Source organism: Pseudomonas sp. A6, from assembly GCF_052367875.1.
GTDB classification, from domain to species: domain Bacteria; phylum Pseudomonadota; class Gammaproteobacteria; order Pseudomonadales; family Pseudomonadaceae; genus Pseudomonas; species Pseudomonas citronellolis.
Map to the genome: position 1 here is coordinate 6,199,194 of NZ_CP198970.1, position 19,041 is coordinate 6,218,234.

Here is a 19,041-nt window from a genome sequence, read left to right on the forward strand (position 1 = left end):
GCCCTCAGGCGGCCTGTACGCCGGCGCGGCGGTTCTGCAGGTAGCGGGAGGTGAACAGCAGCGCCAGCGAGGCGCAGATGATCACCGTGGAAATGGCGTTGATCTCCGGGGTGATGCCACGGCGGATCGAGGAGAAGATGTAGATCGGCAGCGTGGTCTCGGAGCCGGCGACGAAGAAGGCGATGATGAAATCGTCGAAGCTGAAGGTGAACGCCAGCAGGAAGCCGGCGAGGATGGCCGGGGCGATCTGCGGCAGGGTCACCCGGCGGAAGGTCTCCAGCGGCGGCGCGTAGAGGTCGGCGGAGGCTTCCAGCAGGGCCTTGTCCATGGCCTCGACGCGGGTGCGCACGATGACCATCACCAGCGCCATGGTGAACAGCGAGTGCGCCGCCACCACGGTGGGGAAGCCCATGCGCAGCTTCGGCAGGCCCATGTCCAGCGCCAGCAGCAGCGGGTTGAGCACGTCGAACAGGGTGATGAAGGCGATCAGCGTGGCGATGCCGATGACGATCCCCGGGACGATGATCGCGCAGTAGGTCAGCGCGTCGAACAGCAGGCGCACGCGCCGGCCCACGCGCTGCAGGCCGAACACCGCCAGGGTGCCGAAGAAGGTGGCGATCAGTGCCGAGCACAACGCGATCAGCGCGCTGTTGCCCAGGGCCTCCATGATGAAGGGGTTGCCGAAGGCGCGGCCGAACCACTGCACCGAGCAGCACTGGAAGCTCAGGGCGCTGCGCCCGGCGTTGAAGGCGAAGAGCATGATCAGCGCGATGGGCGCGTAGAGGAACAGGTACAGCGAGGTCGAATAGCCGCGCAGCCACATGTCAGAGCACCCCGTCGTTGCGCGGGCCGCCATAGCGCGCCGCGAGTTTCAGGTACAGGCCGATGATCGCCAGCATCATCGCCACCAGGGTCATGGCCACCGCGCTGCCGAACGGCCAGTTGCGCGATTGCAGGAACAGGTCGACCAGGGCGTTGCCGACGAAGAACACCTTGCCGCCGCCGAGGATGGCGGGGATCAGGAACTCGCCCATGAGCAGGATGAACACCAGCATCACCCCGGTGATGACGCCCGGCGCCGACAGCGGCAGGGTCACCCGGCGGAAGGTCTCGAAGGCGCTGGCGCCGAGGTCGCCGGAGGCTTCCAGCAGGCGCTTGTCGAGCTTCTCCAGGCTCACGTAGATGGGGAACACCATCAGCGGCAGGTAGCCGTAGACGATGCCGATCAGCACCGCCCAGGGCGTGTTGATCAGGCGCACGTCGGCGATCCCCAGGCTCTCCAGCAGCGCCGGGATGCCACGGCCGCTGAGGATGAAGATCCAGGCGTAGGTGCGGATCAGGAAGCTGGTCCAGAACGGCACTATCACCAGGGTCAGCAGCAGCGACTTGTTGCGCCGCACCTTCACCGCCAGGAAGTACGCCAGCGGGTAGGCCGCCAGCAGGCAGGCCAGGGTGCCCAGCGGCGCCAGGGTCAGGGTGTTCCAGAAGGCCTGGGCGCGCGAGCCGAGGTTGAGGTAGTTGTCCAGCGTCAGCCCGCCGCCGTAGCCACCCACCGCGCTGCGCTCGCCGAAGCTGAAGACCAGGATGATCACCAGCGGCATCAACAGCAGCAAAAGGAACCACAGGGTGGAAGGCAGCAGCAGGAGCAGCGTGACGCGGCGGCCGAGGCTCCTCGCCGGGACGGCCGCAGGCGTCGCAGCGGCCTGCAGGGGGGCGCTGACAGCGATGTTCATGTTCGATTCCCTACGCATTGAGTTGCATGGGCCCTCCCCTGTAGGAGCGAGCCTGCTCGCGAACATCGCCATGCCGAAGCGGTTCGCGAGCAAGCTCGCTCCTACGAAGGGCCGTCCTCAGGCGGCCTTGAAGCGCGCCATCAGCTCGGCCCGCGCCGGGCTGGTGAGGGTCGCCGCGGCGCCGAACTCCAGGGGCGAGAGGCGCTCGGCCGCTGGGTACATGATCGGGTCGTCGAGCATCTCCTTGGGCAGCAGCGCATCCACCCGCTTGTCGCCGCTGGGGTAGCCGTGGGCCAGGACCTCCAGCTTGTTGTGCTGCGGGTCGAGCAGGTAGTTGATGAAGGCGTAGGCGGCGTCGCGGTGCTCGGCGCCCTTGGGGATGGCGAAGAAGTCGCTCCAGATCTCGCCGCCTTCCTTGCCCAGCACGAAGGTCATGTCCGGGTTGTCGCGGTGCAGCTGCGAGGCGTCGCCGGTCCAGGCCATGGCCATCCAGGCGTCGCCGTTGCGCAGCGAGGGCTGGATGTCGGAGTTGATGGCGAACAGGTGCGGCTTGGCCTTGATCAGCAGCTTCTCGGCCTCGGCCAGCTCCTTCTCGTCCACCGAGTTGAAGCTGTAGCCGTAGTACTTCAGGGCGTTGCCGATGGCGGTGAGCTGGTAGTCGTGGACGATGGTGCGGCCCGAGGCGCTGGTCAGCGTCAGGTCCCAGAACTGTTTCCACGAATCGAGGTTGTCCTTGATCCGGCTGGCGTCGTAGACAATGCCGGTGGTGCCCCAGTTCTTCGGCACCGCGTAGACCTTGCCGTCCACCGTGCCCTGGGCCATGAAGCGCTGCTCGAAGGCCTGGGGGTCGAAATTGGGGATGCGCGAGAGGTCCAGCGGCTCGATCAGCCCCAGCTTCACGTAGGTGCTGATGGTGTAGTTGGTCGGCACGAAGACGTCCCAGCCGCTGCCGCCGGCCTGCAGCTTGGCGAGCATCTCCTCGTTGGAGCCGAACACGTTCATCTGCACCCGCGCGCCGGTGGCCTTGGCGAAGGCGTCGAAGTTCTCCTGGCTGTGATAGTTCGGCCAGGTGGCCAGGGTCACGCGGTCGCCGAGGTTGCCGCTCTCGCCGGCGTAGGCCTTGCCCAGCAGCAGGCCCGGGGTGTTCGCCGCCACCACCGCCGCCGCCAGGCCCAGGCCGGTGCGGCCGAGGAACTCGCGGCGGGTGATGGAGCCGTTTTCCCAGCTGCGCATGGTTTTGATGAAAGTCTTCTTGTCCATCGTCACTCCCCGCCTGTCTGCTGTCGTTATGGTTGGTTCTTCGAAGGCCACGCCGGGCGCGGCCGCACTGCTCAGAGGCCCATGGCCAGGCCGCTGGCCTGGTTCCAGCCGACCTGCACCCGCGCGCCGTGCTCGAAGGCTTCGCCGGCCTCGGCGCCCTGGCGCGGCACGCGCACGCAGACGATGCCGAAGGCTTCGGTGCGCACTCGGTATTCGGTGAGGTTGCCCAAGTAGATGCGGTCTTCCACGCTGCCGCCCAGGCGCACCTCGCGGGCCAGCTCGGCGCCGGCGGCGGCGATGCCGACCAGCTCCGGGCGCACCGCGATGCAGCCTTCGCTCTGCGCCGCCAGGGCCGGGCCGGTGGGCGTCTGCGGGCTGCTCAGCTCCAGGCCGGCGGCGGTGGCGAGCACCACGCGGCCGCCGTCGACGCGGCGCACGGTGCCGCCGAACAGGTTGGATTCGCCGATGAAGTCGGCCACGTAGCGGCTCGCCGGCGTCTCGTAGAGGGCTTCGGGGGTGGCGGTCTGGATGATCAGGCCGTCCTTCATGATGCTGATGCTGTCGCTCATCGACAGCGCCTCTTCCTGGTCGTGGGTGACCAGCACGAAGGTGATGCCGACCTCGCGTTGCAGGCGCAGCAGCTCGGACTGCATTTCCTTGCGCAGCTTGCGGTCCAGCGCGGCCAGCGGTTCGTCGAGCAGCAACACGGTGGGCTTGTTGACCAGGGCACGGGCCAGGGCCACGCGCTGCTGCTGGCCGCCGGACAGCTCGTGGGGCCTGCGCGCGCCGAAGCCGGACAGGCGCACCATCTCCAGCGCCTCGTCGGCCATGCGCCGCTGCGCGGCGCGGTCCGGGCGCGGGGTGCGGTAGCGCAGGCCGTAGGCGATGTTTTCGGTCACGCTCAGGTGCGGGAACAGCGCGTAGTGCTGGAACACCATGTTCACCGGGCGCCGGTGCGCCGGCACCCCGGCCACCGCCTGGCCGGCCAGCAGCACCTCGCCTTCGCTGGGCTGCTCGAAGCCGGCGATCATGCGCAGGGTGGTGGTCTTGCCGCAGCCGGAGCTGCCGAGGAAGGAGTGGAAGGCGCCGCGGCGGACCCCGAAGTTCAGGCCGTTGACCGCCGGCACGCTGCCGTAGCGCTTGACCACGTTGCGGAACTCGATGTCGAAAGCCTGGCTGGAATCCATCGCCGCACGCCCCTTCGGTGGCTGTTCTTGTTGGCATCCACGCTAGCAACGGGGCTTTCGGGGTGTATATATCCCTCGGGGGATAGACGCCGGGCGCACGGCCTACCGCATCGGCACGGAGATGTTCGCGAGCAAGCTCGCTCCTACGAAAGACGCCCTTGCCCCAGGCCGCGCGACCATGGGCAACGGCGGATAGCGATGGACCTGTAGGAGCGGGCCCTGCCCGCGATCTCGCGCGCAGGGCGCGCTCCTACATGGGCATGGCGCCGGCGGTCAGCCCGTGGCGCGCAGGTCGCCGGCGTCGTCCTGCCCGGCCAGCTCGCGGATGAACAGGCCGAGCAGCTCCGACTGGCTGCCGATGCCGAGCTTGGCGTAGATGTTCTTGCGGTGGATCTTCACCGTGCCCGGGCTGATGTCCAGTTGCTCGGCCACCGAGGCGCTGGAGTGGCCGCGCAGCAGCAGCTGGACGATCTCCTGCTCGCGCGCGGTGAGCAACTGCGCGCCGAACTGGTCGAAGGCCTCGCGGATCTTGTAGTCCAGGTCCTGCGCCGGGCGCGGCTGGGCGCGGCGCAGTTCCCAGGCTTCGCGCACCACCTGCTCCACCGCCGGGCGGGCGCAGTCCAGCAGTTGCATCTCGTCGCGGCTGTAGGCCGGGCTCGAAGTCTTGCGCATCAGCGACAGCACCGCCTTGGCGCCGCCGGCCAGGTCGACGAAGAAGGCGATCTCCTCGGTCAGGCCGGTCTGCTGGTAGTAGGTCTGGTAGTACTCGCCCAGGTAGAAGTGGTCCGGGGCGAACTGGCGCAGGCGCCACAGGCCCGGCGCCTGGTTGCGGGTGCAGGCGAGGTAGAAGGGGTCGAGCAGGTAGGGGCCGACCTGGTAGTCCTGCACGTAGACGTGGCGCACGTCCGCCGGGAAGGTGTCGAACAGGTCCAGCGGGCGGTGGTTGCCTTCGTAGACGAAGAGCACGAAGTGGTCCACCGGGCAGGCCTGCTGCAGCCACTGGCTGAGGCCGAGCAGGCGCGGGCGTCCGGGAGCGAGCGGGAGCAGCTGGGCGAGCCCGGCGGTCCAGGCTTTGAGTTCCTTGTGGCGCATAGGGCTGTCGTTCTTGTTGTGTGCGCGGTGCACACACTATAGGCGTTCAGAATTGCGCACGGAAATGCAGGTTTTGCGCCAGTATCCTGAAAGCCCGCCAGCCGTGGCCCGCAGCGGCAAGGCCGAGGGGCCGGCGCACCAGCACGAGGCGCCCTGCCCCGCGCTCGCCCTCAACGGCCCTTCGGCTTGCCCTTGCCGGCCGGCGCCTTGGCGAAGCCCGGCGCCTTGCGCACCGCCTTCACCTGGGGCTTGTCGGCCAGCAGGTCGCCCAGGTGGATATTGCCCGGCTTGGCCGCGGGCACCTTGGGCTGCTTGGGTTTCTTCGGCTTCTTCAGCACCTGCCCGCCGGGCGCGGTCTGCGGGACCCGGTGGTCCGGCTCGAAGCCCTCTTCCTCGCTACGCGGCAGGGTCTGGCCGATCAGCGTCTCGATGGCCGCCAACTGCTGCACTTCGTCGGCGCACACCAGCGACAGGGCCTGGCCGCTGGCGCCGGCGCGGCCGGTGCGGCCGATGCGGTGCACGTAGTCCTCGGCGACGATGGGCAGGTCGAAGTTGACCACCAGCGGCATCTGGTCGATGTCCAGACCGCGGGCGGCGACATCGGTGGCCACCAGGAAGTCCACCTCGCCGTCCTTGAACCGCTGCAGGGCGCGCAGGCGCGCCGGCTGCGGCTTGTCGCCGTGGATGGAGTCGGCGGCGATGCCTTCGGCCTGGAGCACGCCGACCAGCTCGTCGACGCCCTTGCGCGTCTTGGCGAACACCAGGGCCTGGCGCCAGCGGCGGGCCTGCAGCAGGTGCAGGAACAGCTCGGCCTTGCGCTTCTTGTCCACGGTGATCAGTTGCTGCTTCACCGTCTTCGCCGCGGTGTTGCGCGGCGCCACCTCGATGGACAGCGGGTCGTGCAGCAGGCCGCCGGCCATCTGGCGGATCGCCTCGGAGAAGGTGGCGGAGAACAGCAGGGTCTGGCGCCGCTTCGGCAGCGCGGCGAACACCTCCTCCAGCTCGCGGGCGAAGCCCAGGTCGAGCATGCGGTCGGCCTCGTCCAGCACCAGCACCTGCAGCTGGGTGAATTTCAGGGCGTTCTGCCGGTACAGGTCGAGCAGCCGCCCGGGGGTGGCCACCAGCACGTCGACGCCCTTGCGCAGCTTCATCATCTGCGGGTTGATGCTCACCCCACCATAGGCCACCGCCGTGCGCAGCGGCACGTGCTGGCCATAGGCGCGGAAGCTGTCGTGCACCTGCTCGGCCAGCTCGCGGGTGGGCACCAGCACCAGGGCGCGCACCGAGTTGGCGGCCACCTGCGGGCCCTCCTGCAGCAACTTCTGCAGCAGCGGCAGGGCGAAGCCGGCGGTCTTGCCGGTGCCGGTCTGCGCCGCGGCCAGCAGGTCGCGACCCTTGAGCACGGCGGGGATGGCCTGGGCCTGCACGGGGGTCGGGTTCTGGTAGCCGAGGCCGTCGAGGGCGCGCAGCAGGGGTTCGATCAGGCCGAGGGCGGCGAAGGTCATGGAGCACTCACGCAACGGAAGGGGGAATGGCCGGCATTGTAGCCGCTAGTGGCGCAGCAGCAGCTCGCCCTCGATGGGCACGTAGCGCGTCGCCGAGCGGATCAGCGCCTGCGCGGTCAGGCCCGGCACGCCATAGGCGGCGGCGGTCTTGCCCTGGGCGCGGACGCGTTGCAGCAGCAGGTCGAAGTCGCCGTCTCCGGAGCACAGCACTATCTCGTCCACCCGCGCCACGGCGTCGAGCACGTCGATGGTGATGCCCACGTCCCAGTCGCCCTTGGCCGAGCCGTCGCTGCGCTGGATGTAGGGCTTGAGCTTCACCTCGAAACCGAGGTTGCGGAGGATCTGCTGGAACTGCTGCTGGCGCGGGTCGCCACGGTCGATGGCGTAGGCGTAGGCCTCGACTATGCGGCCTTCGCGGCTCAACTCGCTCCACAGGGCGGCGTAGTTGAAATGGCAGCCGTAGGCCTGGCGAACCGTGTAGTAGAGGTTCTGCACATCGGCGAACAGGGCGAGGGTTTTCAACGGCGGCTCCGGATCAGGCGGTGGACGCGCATTATCGCAGCCCACCGCCGCACCGCCAGCCCCGCGTCGTCGGCGCGGGGCTATCGATCAGCTGAACATGTCGCCGTCGTCGTCGAAGAAGCTGGAGTCGTCGGCGAAACCGCCATCGTCGTAGCCGGTGTCGGTGAAACCGTTGTCGGCGTAGCGATCACCGTCGGGGAAGGACGGGTTGGAGTCGTCCAGCCCGGAGGATTGCGGGTCGAAATGCTCGGCCGGCACTTCTTCCTGGATCACCTCGACGATTTCCTGCGGCTGCGAGTGGTGGAACATGTTGGTCAGCAGGTCCGCCACCACTATGCCGCCGGCCACGCCTGCCGCCGTCTGCAGGGCGCCGCGCAGGAAGCCGCCGCCCTGTGCCGGCGCGGCCTGGGGCGCGGCGGGGCGGAAGTCGTTGGGGTTGCTGGCGTAGTTGGCATTGGCGCCGGGCTGGGAGAAGCGCGTCTGGCCCCAGCCATCCGGGCGCTGTTGCGCTTGCTGGGGTTGCGCCGCCGCTTCGCGCTGGCCGCCGCCGAACAGGCCGGCGAGGAAGCCGCCGCTGCTGGGGCGGTTCTGCTGCAGGCTGGCGACCTGGGCTTCGAGTTCCTTGACGCGCTGGTCCAGGCGCTTGATCGCCGCCTCCTGGATCAGCATCGCCTGCGCCATGTAGTAGGGCGCGGCCGGCTGGCGCACGAGGTGCTGGTTGATCTGCGCCTCGGCCTGGGCGTCGCGCGGCGCGGTTTGCCGCTCGGCTTCCTGCAGGCGGGTGAACAGGCCATCGATCAGGGTTTGCTCTTCGGAATTCATCTGGGGCCTCGAGTGAGCACCGGGGGAGGGAACGCATCACAAGATTGGATCGGCCGGCGAAAAAACAAGTTCCGGTCGATGAAAACTTCTTCATCCGCGCTGGCGGGGGCTCTGGCCTGCGCCGCCGGGCTTGGGTTAGAGTCGATTGCCAACTGGTCCCCTAGACGAGCCGATGAATCCCATCTCCATCCTGCGCGATACCTGGTACTTCTTCAGCCGCCACATCGGCACGCTGCTGCCGCTCTGCCTGCCCTGGATCGTCCTGGAGACGCTCACCCAGCAACAGCTGAGCATGGCCGCCAATTCCCAGCAGTTCGCGCCCTGGGGCATGGCCGCCGGGTTGATCTTCTACCCCATCTACACCGCCAGCCTGCTGCTCTACCTGGTCGACTTCGGCGAGGGCCGTCAGCGCGGCGTCGGCGAGCTGTGGCGCGCGGCGCTGCGCCTGTGGCCGGCCTTCGCCCTGCTCTCGGCGCTGAGCTCGCTGCTGATCGTCATCGGCCTGTCGCTGATGGTGCTGCCGGGCATCTACGTGATGATCAAGCTGGCCTTCGCCGAGGTGCTGCTGGTCAAGCGCGGCCTGCGCCCGATCGATGCCATGCGCGAGAGCTTCCGCCTCACCGGCGGGCACTTCTTCCTGCTGCTCAGCACCGTGCTGGTGATCCTCGCCCCCACCTGGGCCCTGCAGGGCTGGATCGAGCAACTGAGCGAGAACGCCCTCGGCTACAGCCTGGCGCTCAGCGCCCTCAGCGGCTTCTTCCAGCTGCTGCTGACCGTCGCCGCCTACCGCATCTACATCCTCGGCCCGGAGCGCGAGGAAGCCTGAGGCAGGCTCCGGCGCGGGCGGCTAACCTTGTCTCTCCCGACCGCGCCAGGAACCTGCCATGAGCGACGACAACAGCCCGCCGAGCTGCATCTCCCACGTGTCCATCGGCACCAATGACTACGACCGCGCCCGCGCCTTCTATGACGCGGTGCTGGCCACGCTCGGCTGCCGCCGGGTGATGGAACACCCCGGCGCCGTGGCCTATGGCCGCGAGTTCCCGGAGTTCTGGGTGCAGACGCCGCTGGACGGCGCTCCGGCCAGCGTCGGCAACGGCGCCCACGTAGGCTTCATCGCCAACAGCCGCGAAGCGGTGGATGCCTTCCACGCCGCCGCCCTGGCCGCCGGCGGTCACGACGACGGCGCGCCGGGCCCCCGCCCGCACTATGGCGAGCCCTACTACGGCTGCTTCGTCCGCGACCCGGACGGGCACAAGATCGAGGCCACCTTCTGGGACCTGGGCAAGGCCGTGCCGCACACCCACTGACGAGCCCGGCTCAGCGCCGGCTCGGCTTCAGCCCGGACATGCGCGGCACCAGCAGGCGCTCGAACAGCCAGGGGCAGTAGCGGGCCAGGATGCGCGCGCGCCAGTTGACGTTGGACAGCACCAGCAGGCGCTTGCGCTGCAGGGCGCCCTGGTAGATCGCATCGGCCACGTCTCGCGGCGACGCCACTTCGCTGCCCAGCACCACGGCCGGCTGGCGGATCACCGAGCCGTCGCCGACCAGGGCGTTCTTGCGCAGGTCGGTGGCGGTGAAGCCGGGGCAGGCGAGGGTCACCGAGACGCCGGTGCCGTCCAGCTCCATGCGCAGGGTGTCGAACAGACCGTGCAACGCATGCTTGCTGGCGTTGTAGGCGCTGCGATAGAGCAAGGGGGCGAACCCGGTCAGCGAACTGAGCACGACGATCTGCCCCTGGCGGGCGATCAGGCTGGGCAAGGCCGCCCGGGTGCAATGCAGGGCGCCGTAGAAATTCACCGCCATCACCCGCTGGAACACCTTCAGGTCGGTCTCTGCGAACAGGCTGCGGTGGGTGATGCCGGCGTTGTTGATCAGCACGTCGATGCCGCCGAAGCGTTCTATGGCGATGGCCACGGCCTGCTCCACCGCGGCGGGCTCGGTGATGTCGCAGCGCAGCCCCAAGGCTTCGACGTTGAGGTGCTGCTGCAGGTGCTGCACCAGGCTGTCGAGCGCGGCCTGGTCCAGGTCGAGGATCACCGGCCTGGCGCCAGCCTGGGCGAAGCGCAAGACCAGCGCACGGCCGATGCCCGAGCAGCCGCCGGTCACCAGGACCGTCTTGTGCAGGTAGACCTTGCTGGAGAAGACCTTGCGTGGCATGTGCGGAGCCCTCGGCCAGGCGCGGGTGCAGCCGGTTGCCCCTCAAGCATAGCCCCGTGGCGGTCACGCTCCGGCTGCCCCGTGTGCCGCTGGTCGCAGCCCTTGAATGTCGCCGCCGCTTTGCCGGCCGCGGACTGGACAAGCCCCGGTTGGCGACTCATGCTCAATGCAGACACCAACACAAGAACGATAAAGGTGCGGCGCAGCAATGCTCAAGAAACTCCTGTTCCCATTGGCCTCGTCGCTGCTTCCGGCGTCGCTGGCCCATGCCCTGCCAGGCCCGGCCGGTGGCCCCCAGTCGCTGGCGGTCGGCTATTACGAGTTCCCGCCGTACATCTATACCGACGATGACGGCAGTACCCAGGGCGAAGGTGCCGAGCTGATCCGCAAGCTGCTGCGCCAGGCAGGCTACCGCGCCGAACTCCGGGCCCTGCCCAGTGCCCGCCTCTACCAGGGCCTGCGCGACGGCAGCGTGCAACTGTGGGCCGGGGCCCCCGGCAAGCCCGAGCTGGCCGAAAGCACCCTGGAGTGCGAGCACGTGCTCGGCCAGGTCACCCTCAACCTCTATCGCCTGGCGTCCCATCCCGCCCCGCGCCTGCCCCAGGGCCTGGCCGGCAGCCGGGTGATCCTGATCAGCGGCTACAGCTACTGGCGGCCCGCCACCCAGTTGCTGGACGACCCGCGGCTCAACCTGGAAGTCCACCGCACCAGCACCCACAGCGCGGCGCTGCAGATGCTTCTGCGCGAACGAGGCGACTACCTGCTGGACTACCAGGCCCCAGTGGAGGAAGCCCGCAACGCCGCCGGCCTGCCGCCGCTGGCCTACGACACCCTCTACCGTCTACCGTTGAAACTCATCGTCTCCCGTCGCACGCCCGATGCCGAACAACTCCGCCAGCGCCTGGACCAGGCGTTCGAGCAGTTGAGTGCGAAGGGGGAGAAGGTCGAGCTGAACTAGGGCCAGGGCGGGGGCGTTCCGTGTAGGAGCGCCCCATATTGCCGGCGAACATGTCTTCTCGTAGGAGCGAGCTTGCTCGCGAACAAGCTCCGCGACGGGGCTCGTTCGCGAGCAAGCTCGCTCCTACGAAGAGCACCGCGGTACAGCCTGTAGACAATTACGCCTACGGGCGCAGGAGACACGCTCTCGTAGGATGGCGTTGAGCGCAGCGATACCCATCGCCACGGCCTCGCCTCACGTGTAGGAGCGGGCCCTGCCCGCGATTTCGCGCGCAGGGCGCGCGCCTACAGGGGGAATGGCGTGGGTGGGGCGGCGTAGGAGCGGATCTCATCCGCGAATCGCGCCGGGACCTCCGGTGATCGCGGACAAGGTCCGCTCCTACGGGAGACCTGCCTGGCGCCGTCGCCCCGGCTTTTCCGCGCCCCAAAAGCAAAACCCCCGACCAGCCAGGCTGATCGGGGGTTTTGGGATAGGTGCTTGACGATGACCTACTCTCACATGGGGAAACCCCACACTACCATCGGCGATGCGTCGTTTCACTGCTGAGTTCGGGATGGGATCAGGTGGTTCCAACGCTCTATGGTCGTCAAGCAATTCTTTCGGATGCTCGTGGCTTGCGCGCACGCTCACCCAGATTCGGGTATGTGACAGGTATTTGCGGTTCACACGAACTTTCGGTTCGTCGACTTCACCGTCCAACACACAAATTGTTTGGGTGTTATATGGTCAAGCCTCACGGGCAATTAGTATCGGTTAGCTCAACGCCTCACAGCGCTTACACACCCGACCTATCAACGTCGTAGTCTTCGACGGCCCTTCAGGGGAATCAAGTTCCCAGTGAGATCTCATCTTGAGGCTAGTTTCCCGCTTAGATGCTTTCAGCGGTTATCTATTCCGAACATAGCTACCCGGCAGTGCCACTGGCGTGACAACCGGAACACCAGAGGTTCGTCCACTCCGGTCCTCTCGTACTAGGAGCAGCCCCTCTCAAATCTCAAACGTCCACGGCAGATAGGGACCGAACTGTCTCACGACGTTCTAAACCCAGCTCGCGTACCACTTTAAATGGCGAACAGCCATACCCTTGGGACCGGCTTCAGCCCCAGGATGTGATGAGCCGACATCGAGGTGCCAAACACCGCCGTCGATATGAACTCTTGGGCGGTATCAGCCTGTTATCCCCGGAGTACCTTTTATCCGTTGAGCGATGGCCCTTCCATACAGAACCACCGGATCACTAAGACCTACTTTCGTACCTGCTCGACGTGTCTGTCTCGCAGTCAAGCGCGCTTTTGCCTTTATACTCTGCGACCGATTTCCGACCGGTCTGAGCGCACCTTCGTACTCCTCCGTTACTCTTTAGGAGGAGACCGCCCCAGTCAAACTGCCCACCATACACTGTCCTCGATCCGGATAACGGATCAGAGTTAGAACCTCAAGCATGCCAGGGTGGTATTTCAAGGTTGGCTCCACGCGAACTGGCGTCCACGCTTCAAAGCCTCCCACCTATCCTACACAAGCAGGCTCAAAGTCCAGTGCAAAGCTACAGTAAAGGTTCACGGGGTCTTTCCGTCTAGCCGCGGATACACTGCATCTTCACAGCGATTTCAATTTCACTGAGTCTCGGGTGGAGACAGCGCCGCCATCGTTACGCCATTCGTGCAGGTCGGAACTTACCCGACAAGGAATTTCGCTACCTTAGGACCGTTATAGTTACGGCCGCCGTTTACCGGGGCTTCGATCAAGAGCTTCGCTTTCGCTAACCCCATCAATTAACCTTCCGGCACCGGGCAGGCGTCACACCCTATACGTCCACTTTCGTGTTTGCAGAGTGCTGTGTTTTTAATAAACAGTCGCAGCGGCCTGGTATCTTCGACCGGCGTGGGCTTACGCAGTAAATACTTCACCCTCACCGGCGCACCTTCTCCCGAAGTTACGGTGCCATTTTGCCTAGTTCCTTCACCCGAGTTCTCTCAAGCGCCTTGGTATTCTCTACCCGACCACCTGTGTCGGTTTCGGGTACGGTTCCTAGTTACCTGAAGCTTAGAAGCTTTTCCTGGAAGCATGGCATCAACCACTTCGCTCTCTAAAAGAAAGCTCGTCATCAGCTCTCGGCCTTGAACACCCGGATTTGCCTAAGTGTCCAGCCTACAACCTTAAACTTGGACAACCAACGCCAAGCTGGCCTAGCCTTCTCCGTCCCTCCATCGCAGTAACTAGAAGTACAGGAATATTAACCTGTTTCCCATCGACTACGCATTTCTGCCTCGCCTTAGGGGCCGACTAACCCTGCGTCGATTAACGTTGCGCAGGAACCCTTGGTCTTTCGGCGTGGGAGTTTTTCACTCCCATTGTCGTTACTCATGTCAGCATTCGCACTTCTGATACCTCCAGCAAGCTTCTCAACTCACCTTCACAGGCTTACAGAACGCTCCTCTACCGCGCATCTTGCGACGCACCCGTAGCTTCGGTGTGTGGTTTGAGCCCCGTTACATCTTCCGCGCAGGCCGACTCGACTAGTGAGCTATTACGCTTTCTTTAAAGGGTGGCTGCTTCTAAGCCAACCTCCTAGCTGTCTAAGCCTTCCCACATCGTTTACCACTTAACCACAACTTTGGGACCTTAGCTGACGGTCTGGGTTGTTTCCCTTTTCACGACGGACGTTAGCACCCGCCGTGTGTCTCCCACGCTGACACTTCCAGGTATTCGGAGTTTGCATCGGTTTGGTAAGTCGGGATGACCCCCTAGCCGAAACAGTGCTCTACCCCCTGGAGTGATACGTGAGGCGCTACCTAAATAGCTTTCGAGGAGAACCAGCTATCTCCGAGCTTGATTAGCCTTTCACTCCGATCCACAAGTCATCCCCTACCTTTTCAACGGGAGTGGGTTCGGTCCTCCAGTCAGTGTTACCTAACCTTCAACCTGCTCATGGATAGATCGCCCGGTTTCGGGTCTATACCCAGCGACTAAACGCCCTATTAAGACTCGCTTTCGCTACGCCTCCCCTATTCGGTTAAGCTCGCCACTGAATATAAGTCGCTGACCCATTATACAAAAGGTACGCAGTCACCCAACAAAGTGGGCTCCCACTGCTTGTACGCATACGGTTTCAGGTTCTATTTCACTCCCCTCTCCGGGGTTCTTTTCGCCTTTCCCTCACGGTACTGGTTCACTATCGGTCAGTCAGTAGTATTTAGCCTTGGAGGATGGTCCCCCCATGTTCAGACAACGTTTCACGTGCGCCGTCCTACTCGATTTCACTTCCTAGAACCTTTCACATACGGGGCTATCACCCACTATGGCCGCACTTTCCAGAGCGTTCTGTTAGATTCTAAGAAGCTTAAGGGCTAGTCCCCGTTCGCTCGCCACTACTAAGGGAATCTCGGTTGATTTCTGTTCCTCAGGGTACTTAGATGTTTCAGTTCCCCTGGTTCGCCTCACACACCTATGGATTCAGTGTGTGATAACCAGCTTATGCTGGCTGGGTTCCCCCATTCAGAGATCTCCGGATCAAAGTCTGTTTGCCGACTCCCCGAAGCTTATCGCAGGCTACCACGTCTTTCATCGCCTCTGACTGCCAAGGCATCCACCGTATGCGCTTCTTCACTTGACCATATAACCCCAAGCAATCTGGTCATACGTCTCGAACGTGAAGACGACATTCGCCGAAAATTCGCGCTTGAACTCGCAAATTTTACCTTGACTTGAACAATCCCCAGTGAAAGAGATCATTCAGTCTACTTCTATCACATACCCAAATTTTTAAAGAACGGTTCCGGTACAAAGACCAGACAGCAAGGTTCGTTTCTTCGAACATTCCTGTCTGAGCTTTACGACGATTCGGAGATGGTGGAGCCAAGGAGGATCGAACTCCTGACCTCCTGCGTGCAAAGCAGGCGCTCTCCCAGCTGAGCTATGGCCCCAAATCACTACGATTTGGTGGGTCTGGGCAGATTCGAACTGCCGACCTCACCCTTATCAGGGGTGCGCTCTAACCGACTGAGCTACAGACCCATAAAGGGTTGCCTAATCGTCTAACCAGTGAATCAAGCAATTCGTGTGGGAGCTTATGAGTAAGCTAGGATCTTCGATTAAGGAGGTGATCCAGCCGCAGGTTCCCCTACGGCTACCTTGTTACGACTTCACCCCAGTCATGAATCACTCCGTGGTAACCGTCCCCCTTGCGGTTAGACTAGCTACTTCTGGAGCAACCCACTCCCATGGTGTGACGGGCGGTGTGTACAAGGCCCGGGAACGTATTCACCGTGACATTCTGATTCACGATTACTAGCGATTCCGACTTCACGCAGTCGAGTTGCAGACTGCGATCCGGACTACGATCGGTTTTCTGGGATTAGCTCCACCTCGCGGCTTGGCAACCCTCTGTACCGACCATTGTAGCACGTGTGTAGCCCTGGCCGTAAGGGCCATGATGACTTGACGTCATCCCCACCTTCCTCCGGTTTGTCACCGGCAGTCTCCTTAGAGTGCCCACCATAACGTGCTGGTAACTAAGGACAAGGGTTGCGCTCGTTACGGGACTTAACCCAACATCTCACGACACGAGCTGACGACAGCCATGCAGCACCTGTGTTCCGATTCCCGAAGGCACTCCCGCATCTCTGCAGGATTCCGGACATGTCAAGGCCAGGTAAGGTTCTTCGCGTTGCTTCGAATTAAACCACATGCTCCACCGCTTGTGCGGGCCCCCGTCAATTCATTTGAGTTTTAACCTTGCGGCCGTACTCCCCAGGCGGTCGACTTATCGCGTTAGCTGCGCCACTAAGATCTCAAGGATCCCAACGGCTAGTCGACATCGTTTACGGCGTGGACTACCAGGGTATCTAATCCTGTTTGCTCCCCACGCTTTCGCACCTCAGTGTCAGTATCAGTCCAGGTGGTCGCCTTCGCCACTGGTGTTCCTTCCTATATCTACGCATTTCACCGCTACACAGGAAATTCCACCACCCTCTACCGTACTCTAGTCAGGCAGTTATGGATGCAGTTCCCAGGTTGAGCCCGGGGATTTCACATCCATCTTACCAAACCACCTACGCGCGCTTTACGCCCAGTAATTCCGATTAACGCTTGCACCCTTCGTATTACCGCGGCTGCTGGCACGAAGTTAGCCGGTGCTTATTCTGTTGGTAACGTCAAAACAGCAAGGTATTAACTTACTGCCCTTCCTCCCAACTTAAAGTGCTTTACAATCCGAAGACCTTCTTCACACACGCGGCATGGCTGGATCAGGCTTTCGCCCATTGTCCAATATTCCCCACTGCTGCCTCCCGTAGGAGTCTGGACCGTGTCTCAGTTCCAGTGTGACTGATCATCCTCTCAGACCAGTTACGGATCGTCGCCTAGGTGAGCCATTACCCCACCTACTAGCTAATCCGACCTAGGCTCATCTGATAGCGTGAGGTCCGAAGATCCCCCACTTTCTCCCGTAGGACGTATGCGGTATTAGCGCTCCTTTCGGAACGTTGTCCCCCACTACCAGGCAGATTCCTAGGCATTACTCACCCGTCCGCCGCTGAATCCAGAAGCAAGCTCCCTTCATCCGCTCGACTTGCATGTGTTAGGCCTGCCGCCAGCGTTCAATCTGAGCCATGATCAAACTCTTCAGTTCAATACTGATCGGGTTTTGAGAAAACCCTAAACTTGGCTCAGCAATCGCAAAAACTCTCGAATTCACGAGTGTTACTTGTGATGCTGATAATCTTGCGATCACCAGTCTTAACTCACAAGCACCCACACGAATTGCTTGATTCAACTTGTTAAAGAGCAGTTGGTTGATTCTTTCATCTCAACCGAGGCCGCGCATTCTACGCCAACCTCTTATTTCGTCAAGCGTTATTTTCAGAATTTTTCGTTCCTACTCAACCGCTTGCGCTGTCGATCGGCCGGAGCTTCTCGTCAGCGGGAGGCGCATTCTACAGCGATCAGGATCACTGTCAAGCACCTCGGCGATCTTCCTTTTGGCTCGCTGCCGGAGCAGCTGTCGAACCCAAAGGCGGCAAGCGAATCACCCGCCTGATCACCACCCCTAACTTCTAACCTGCTTAAGTGCTTGATTTTCAAGCTCTTTCAGCGCTTCGTCGCTGGGAGTGGTGCGCATTATAGGGACTTCAAAATGCCCGTCAACACTTTTCTGAAAGAATCTTCAGCGGGATGCGAAACGGGCCCGCAGCGCCGGCAATTGCCGCGCCACCGGCGGCAGGCGCAGCAACAGCAGGAATACGCCTATGGCTGCATATAGCGACCAGCGCTCGATGTCCGAACGCACCACCCACAGCATATGCAGGAGCCCCAGGGCGAGGATGACATAGACCAGCCGGTGCAGCTTCTTCCAGCCGCTGCCCAGTTTGCGCATGCTGTATTTGTTCGAGGTCAGGGCCAGCGGCAACAGGCCCAGGAAACCCAGGGTCCCGACGATTATGTAGGGCCGCTTGCGTAATTCGACGCCCAGTTGCGTCCAGTCCAGACCGAGGATGAACACCAAGTAGGCGCACAGGTGCAGGCATATATAGGTGAAACACCACAGGCCGAGCTGCCGGCGCACCAGGATCCAGCCGTTCCAGCGCGTCAGCCTCTGCAGCGGGGTCATGGCCAGGGTCAGCAGCAACAGGACCAGGCCGCCCTGCCCCAGGTTGTCGACCAGCGCCTTGCCCGGGTCGGGCCCCAGGGCGAAGATCCAGGCCAGGTACAGCCAGTAGAGCGGCGGTATCAGCGCCAGCAGGAATACGCTGGCGCGCCAGATAGGATTGCGCATCCGCATCAATAGTTCTTCCTCAGGTCCATCCCCGCGTACAGCGAGGCCACTTCGTCGGCGTAGCCGTTGAACATGAGGGTGGGACGAACATTGGGGCTGAATAGTCCGCTGGGCAGGCGCCGCTCGCGGGCCTGGCTCCAGCGCGGGTGGTCCACCGTCGGGTTGACGTTGGCGTAGAAGCCATACTCGTCGGGCGCCAGGCTTTCCCAGGTGGTCTTCGGCTGCTCGGCGACGAAACTGATGCGGATGATCGACTTGGCGCCCTTGAAGCCGTACTTCCACGGCACGATCAGGCGCAGCGGCGCGCCGTTCTGGTTGGCCAGGATGCGGCCGTACATGCCCACGACGAGAATCGCCAGCGGGTGCATGGCCTCATCCATGCGCAGGCCCTCCACGTAGGGCCAGTCGATCAGGGCGAAATTGGATTGCACGCCGGGCATGCGCTCGCGGTCGACCAGGGTTTCGAAGCGCAGGTACTTGGCGTTGCCCGTCGGCTCGACACGCTTGATCAGCTCCGACAGCGGGAAGCCGATCCAGGGGATGACCATCGACCAGGCCTCCACGCAGCGCAGGCGGTAGATGCGCTCTTCCAGCTGGTAGGGCTTGATGAAGTCCTCAAGGGCGTACTTGCCGGGCTTCGCCACCTCGCCATCGATCACCACCGACCAGGGCTCGGTCCTCAGTGCGCCGGCGTTGGCGGCCGGGTCGCCCTTGTCCGGGCCGAACTCGTAGAAGTTGTTATAGGTGGTCGCATCCTTGAAGGGGGTGATGCTCTCCCCTTGCACGGTAACGGCATCCCATTTGATCGCCGGCAGCTTCTCACTGAACCAGCCCGGTGTGCTCGCAGCGGCTTCTACATCGGCATATCGGGAAGGATCAGCCAACCCCATGGCCGGCAGACCGGCAAGGGCGGCACCTGCCGCACTGGCGGCGAGGAAACGGCGGCGGGAGAGATAAAGGGTTTCAGGGGTGACTTCCGACTCTTGGCAATCGGAAGGTCGGGCAATACGGATCAGCATGGCGGGCTCCG

At 63.5% G+C, this 19,041-nt stretch carries 15 protein-coding genes, 2 tRNA genes and 3 rRNA genes; 4 read left to right on the top strand and 16 right to left on the bottom strand.

Annotated elements, in window-relative coordinates; all coding sequences use genetic code 11:
• Positions 1-4: 4 nt before the first annotated feature.
• From ACTWJ5_RS27230 to ACTWJ5_RS27265, 8 genes are all read right to left on the bottom strand, one after another.
• Positions 5-823 (bottom strand): ABC transporter permease, encoded by an 819-nt coding sequence (locus ACTWJ5_RS27230; protein WP_116426135.1) that lies wholly within the window; start codon positions 821-823, stop codon positions 5-7.
• A 1-nt stretch (position 824) separates the two neighbouring features.
• A complete protein-coding gene (locus tag ACTWJ5_RS27235) occupies positions 825-1,733 on the bottom strand; it encodes an ABC transporter permease (RefSeq protein ID WP_116426136.1) in 909 nt (302 codons plus the stop codon).
• A gap of 117 nt (positions 1,734-1,850) precedes the next feature.
• Positions 1,851-2,993 (bottom strand): ABC transporter substrate-binding protein, encoded by a 1,143-nt coding sequence (locus ACTWJ5_RS27240; protein WP_253410121.1) that lies wholly within the window; start codon positions 2,991-2,993, stop codon positions 1,851-1,853.
• Between the two features lie 71 nt (positions 2,994-3,064).
• Positions 3,065-4,180: an ABC transporter ATP-binding protein gene (locus ACTWJ5_RS27245; RefSeq protein WP_444436913.1), complete on the bottom strand. Its 1,116-nt coding sequence runs from the start codon at positions 4,178-4,180 to the stop codon at positions 3,065-3,067.
• A gap of 273 nt (positions 4,181-4,453) precedes the next feature.
• The gene (locus ACTWJ5_RS27250) at positions 4,454-5,272 is read right to left on the bottom strand and encodes a helix-turn-helix transcriptional regulator (RefSeq protein WP_074982113.1); all 819 of its coding nucleotides are present in this window, start codon (positions 5,270-5,272) and stop codon (positions 4,454-4,456) included.
• 170 nt (positions 5,273-5,442) lie between these two features.
• Positions 5,443-6,777: a DEAD/DEAH box helicase gene (locus ACTWJ5_RS27255; RefSeq protein WP_301500259.1), complete on the bottom strand. Its 1,335-nt coding sequence runs from the start codon at positions 6,775-6,777 to the stop codon at positions 5,443-5,445.
• 45 nt (positions 6,778-6,822) lie between these two features.
• Positions 6,823-7,299, bottom strand: a complete 477-nt coding sequence (locus tag ACTWJ5_RS27260) for a LabA-like NYN domain-containing protein (RefSeq protein ID WP_058070349.1) — start codon at positions 7,297-7,299, stop codon at positions 6,823-6,825.
• A gap of 87 nt (positions 7,300-7,386) precedes the next feature.
• On the bottom strand, positions 7,387-8,121 hold the full coding sequence (locus ACTWJ5_RS27265; RefSeq protein ID WP_444436914.1) for a DUF2076 domain-containing protein: 735 nt from the start codon (positions 8,119-8,121) through the stop codon (positions 7,387-7,389).
• Positions 8,122-8,293: 172 nt separating this feature from the next.
• Here ACTWJ5_RS27265 and ACTWJ5_RS27270 point away from each other — a divergent pair, with 172 nt between their 5' ends.
• The gene (locus tag ACTWJ5_RS27270; protein ID WP_043273363.1) at positions 8,294-8,947 is read left to right on the top strand and encodes a YciC family protein; all 654 of its coding nucleotides are present in this window, start codon (positions 8,294-8,296) and stop codon (positions 8,945-8,947) included.
• A gap of 58 nt (positions 8,948-9,005) precedes the next feature.
• The gene (locus ACTWJ5_RS27275; RefSeq protein WP_253410111.1) at positions 9,006-9,431 is read left to right on the top strand and encodes a VOC family protein; all 426 of its coding nucleotides are present in this window, start codon (positions 9,006-9,008) and stop codon (positions 9,429-9,431) included.
• 10 nt (positions 9,432-9,441) lie between these two features.
• Here ACTWJ5_RS27275 and ACTWJ5_RS27280 read toward each other — a convergent pair whose 3' ends face one another.
• Complete coding sequence (locus ACTWJ5_RS27280) at positions 9,442-10,281, bottom strand: SDR family oxidoreductase (RefSeq protein WP_444436915.1); 840 nt, start codon at positions 10,279-10,281, stop codon at positions 9,442-9,444.
• Between the two features lie 208 nt (positions 10,282-10,489).
• Between ACTWJ5_RS27280 and ACTWJ5_RS27285 the strand changes: the two genes are divergently transcribed.
• A complete protein-coding gene (locus tag ACTWJ5_RS27285) occupies positions 10,490-11,239 on the top strand; it encodes a substrate-binding periplasmic protein (RefSeq protein WP_009615677.1) in 750 nt (249 codons plus the stop codon).
• A gap of 475 nt (positions 11,240-11,714) precedes the next feature.
• On the opposite strand, the gene rrf is transcribed toward ACTWJ5_RS27285, so the two are convergent.
• The 5 genes from rrf to ACTWJ5_RS27310 form a co-directional block, all read right to left on the bottom strand.
• A 5S ribosomal RNA gene (gene rrf, locus ACTWJ5_RS27290) occupies positions 11,715-11,830 on the bottom strand.
• 131 nt (positions 11,831-11,961) lie between these two features.
• Positions 11,962-14,852: ribosomal RNA gene (locus ACTWJ5_RS27295) — 23S ribosomal RNA — on the bottom strand.
• Between the two features lie 234 nt (positions 14,853-15,086).
• Positions 15,087-15,162 (bottom strand) — tRNA-Ala (locus tag ACTWJ5_RS27300).
• Between the two features lie 14 nt (positions 15,163-15,176).
• Positions 15,177-15,253, bottom strand: a tRNA-Ile gene (locus ACTWJ5_RS27305).
• Between the two features lie 78 nt (positions 15,254-15,331).
• Positions 15,332-16,868, bottom strand: a 16S ribosomal RNA gene (locus ACTWJ5_RS27310).
• Together the 16S, 23S and 5S rRNA genes with 2 tRNA genes alongside form the textbook arrangement of a ribosomal RNA operon.
• 135 nt (positions 16,869-17,003) lie before the next feature.
• Here ACTWJ5_RS27310 and ACTWJ5_RS27315 point away from each other — a divergent pair.
• Positions 17,004-17,276, top strand: a complete 273-nt coding sequence (locus tag ACTWJ5_RS27315; protein ID WP_444436917.1) for a hypothetical protein — start codon at positions 17,004-17,006, stop codon at positions 17,274-17,276.
• A gap of 126 nt (positions 17,277-17,402) precedes the next feature.
• Here ACTWJ5_RS27315 and msrQ read toward each other — a convergent pair whose 3' ends face one another.
• Together msrQ and msrP are read right to left on the bottom strand one after the other, a co-directional pair.
• On the bottom strand, positions 17,403-18,011 hold the full coding sequence (gene msrQ / locus ACTWJ5_RS27320; protein ID WP_024128092.1) for a protein-methionine-sulfoxide reductase heme-binding subunit MsrQ: 609 nt from the start codon (positions 18,009-18,011) through the stop codon (positions 17,403-17,405).
• 5 nt (positions 18,012-18,016) lie between these two features.
• Positions 18,017-19,030: a protein-methionine-sulfoxide reductase catalytic subunit MsrP gene (msrP, locus tag ACTWJ5_RS27325; RefSeq protein ID WP_256512877.1), complete on the bottom strand. Its 1,014-nt coding sequence runs from the start codon at positions 19,028-19,030 to the stop codon at positions 18,017-18,019.
• Between the last annotated feature and the right edge of the window lie 11 nt (positions 19,031-19,041).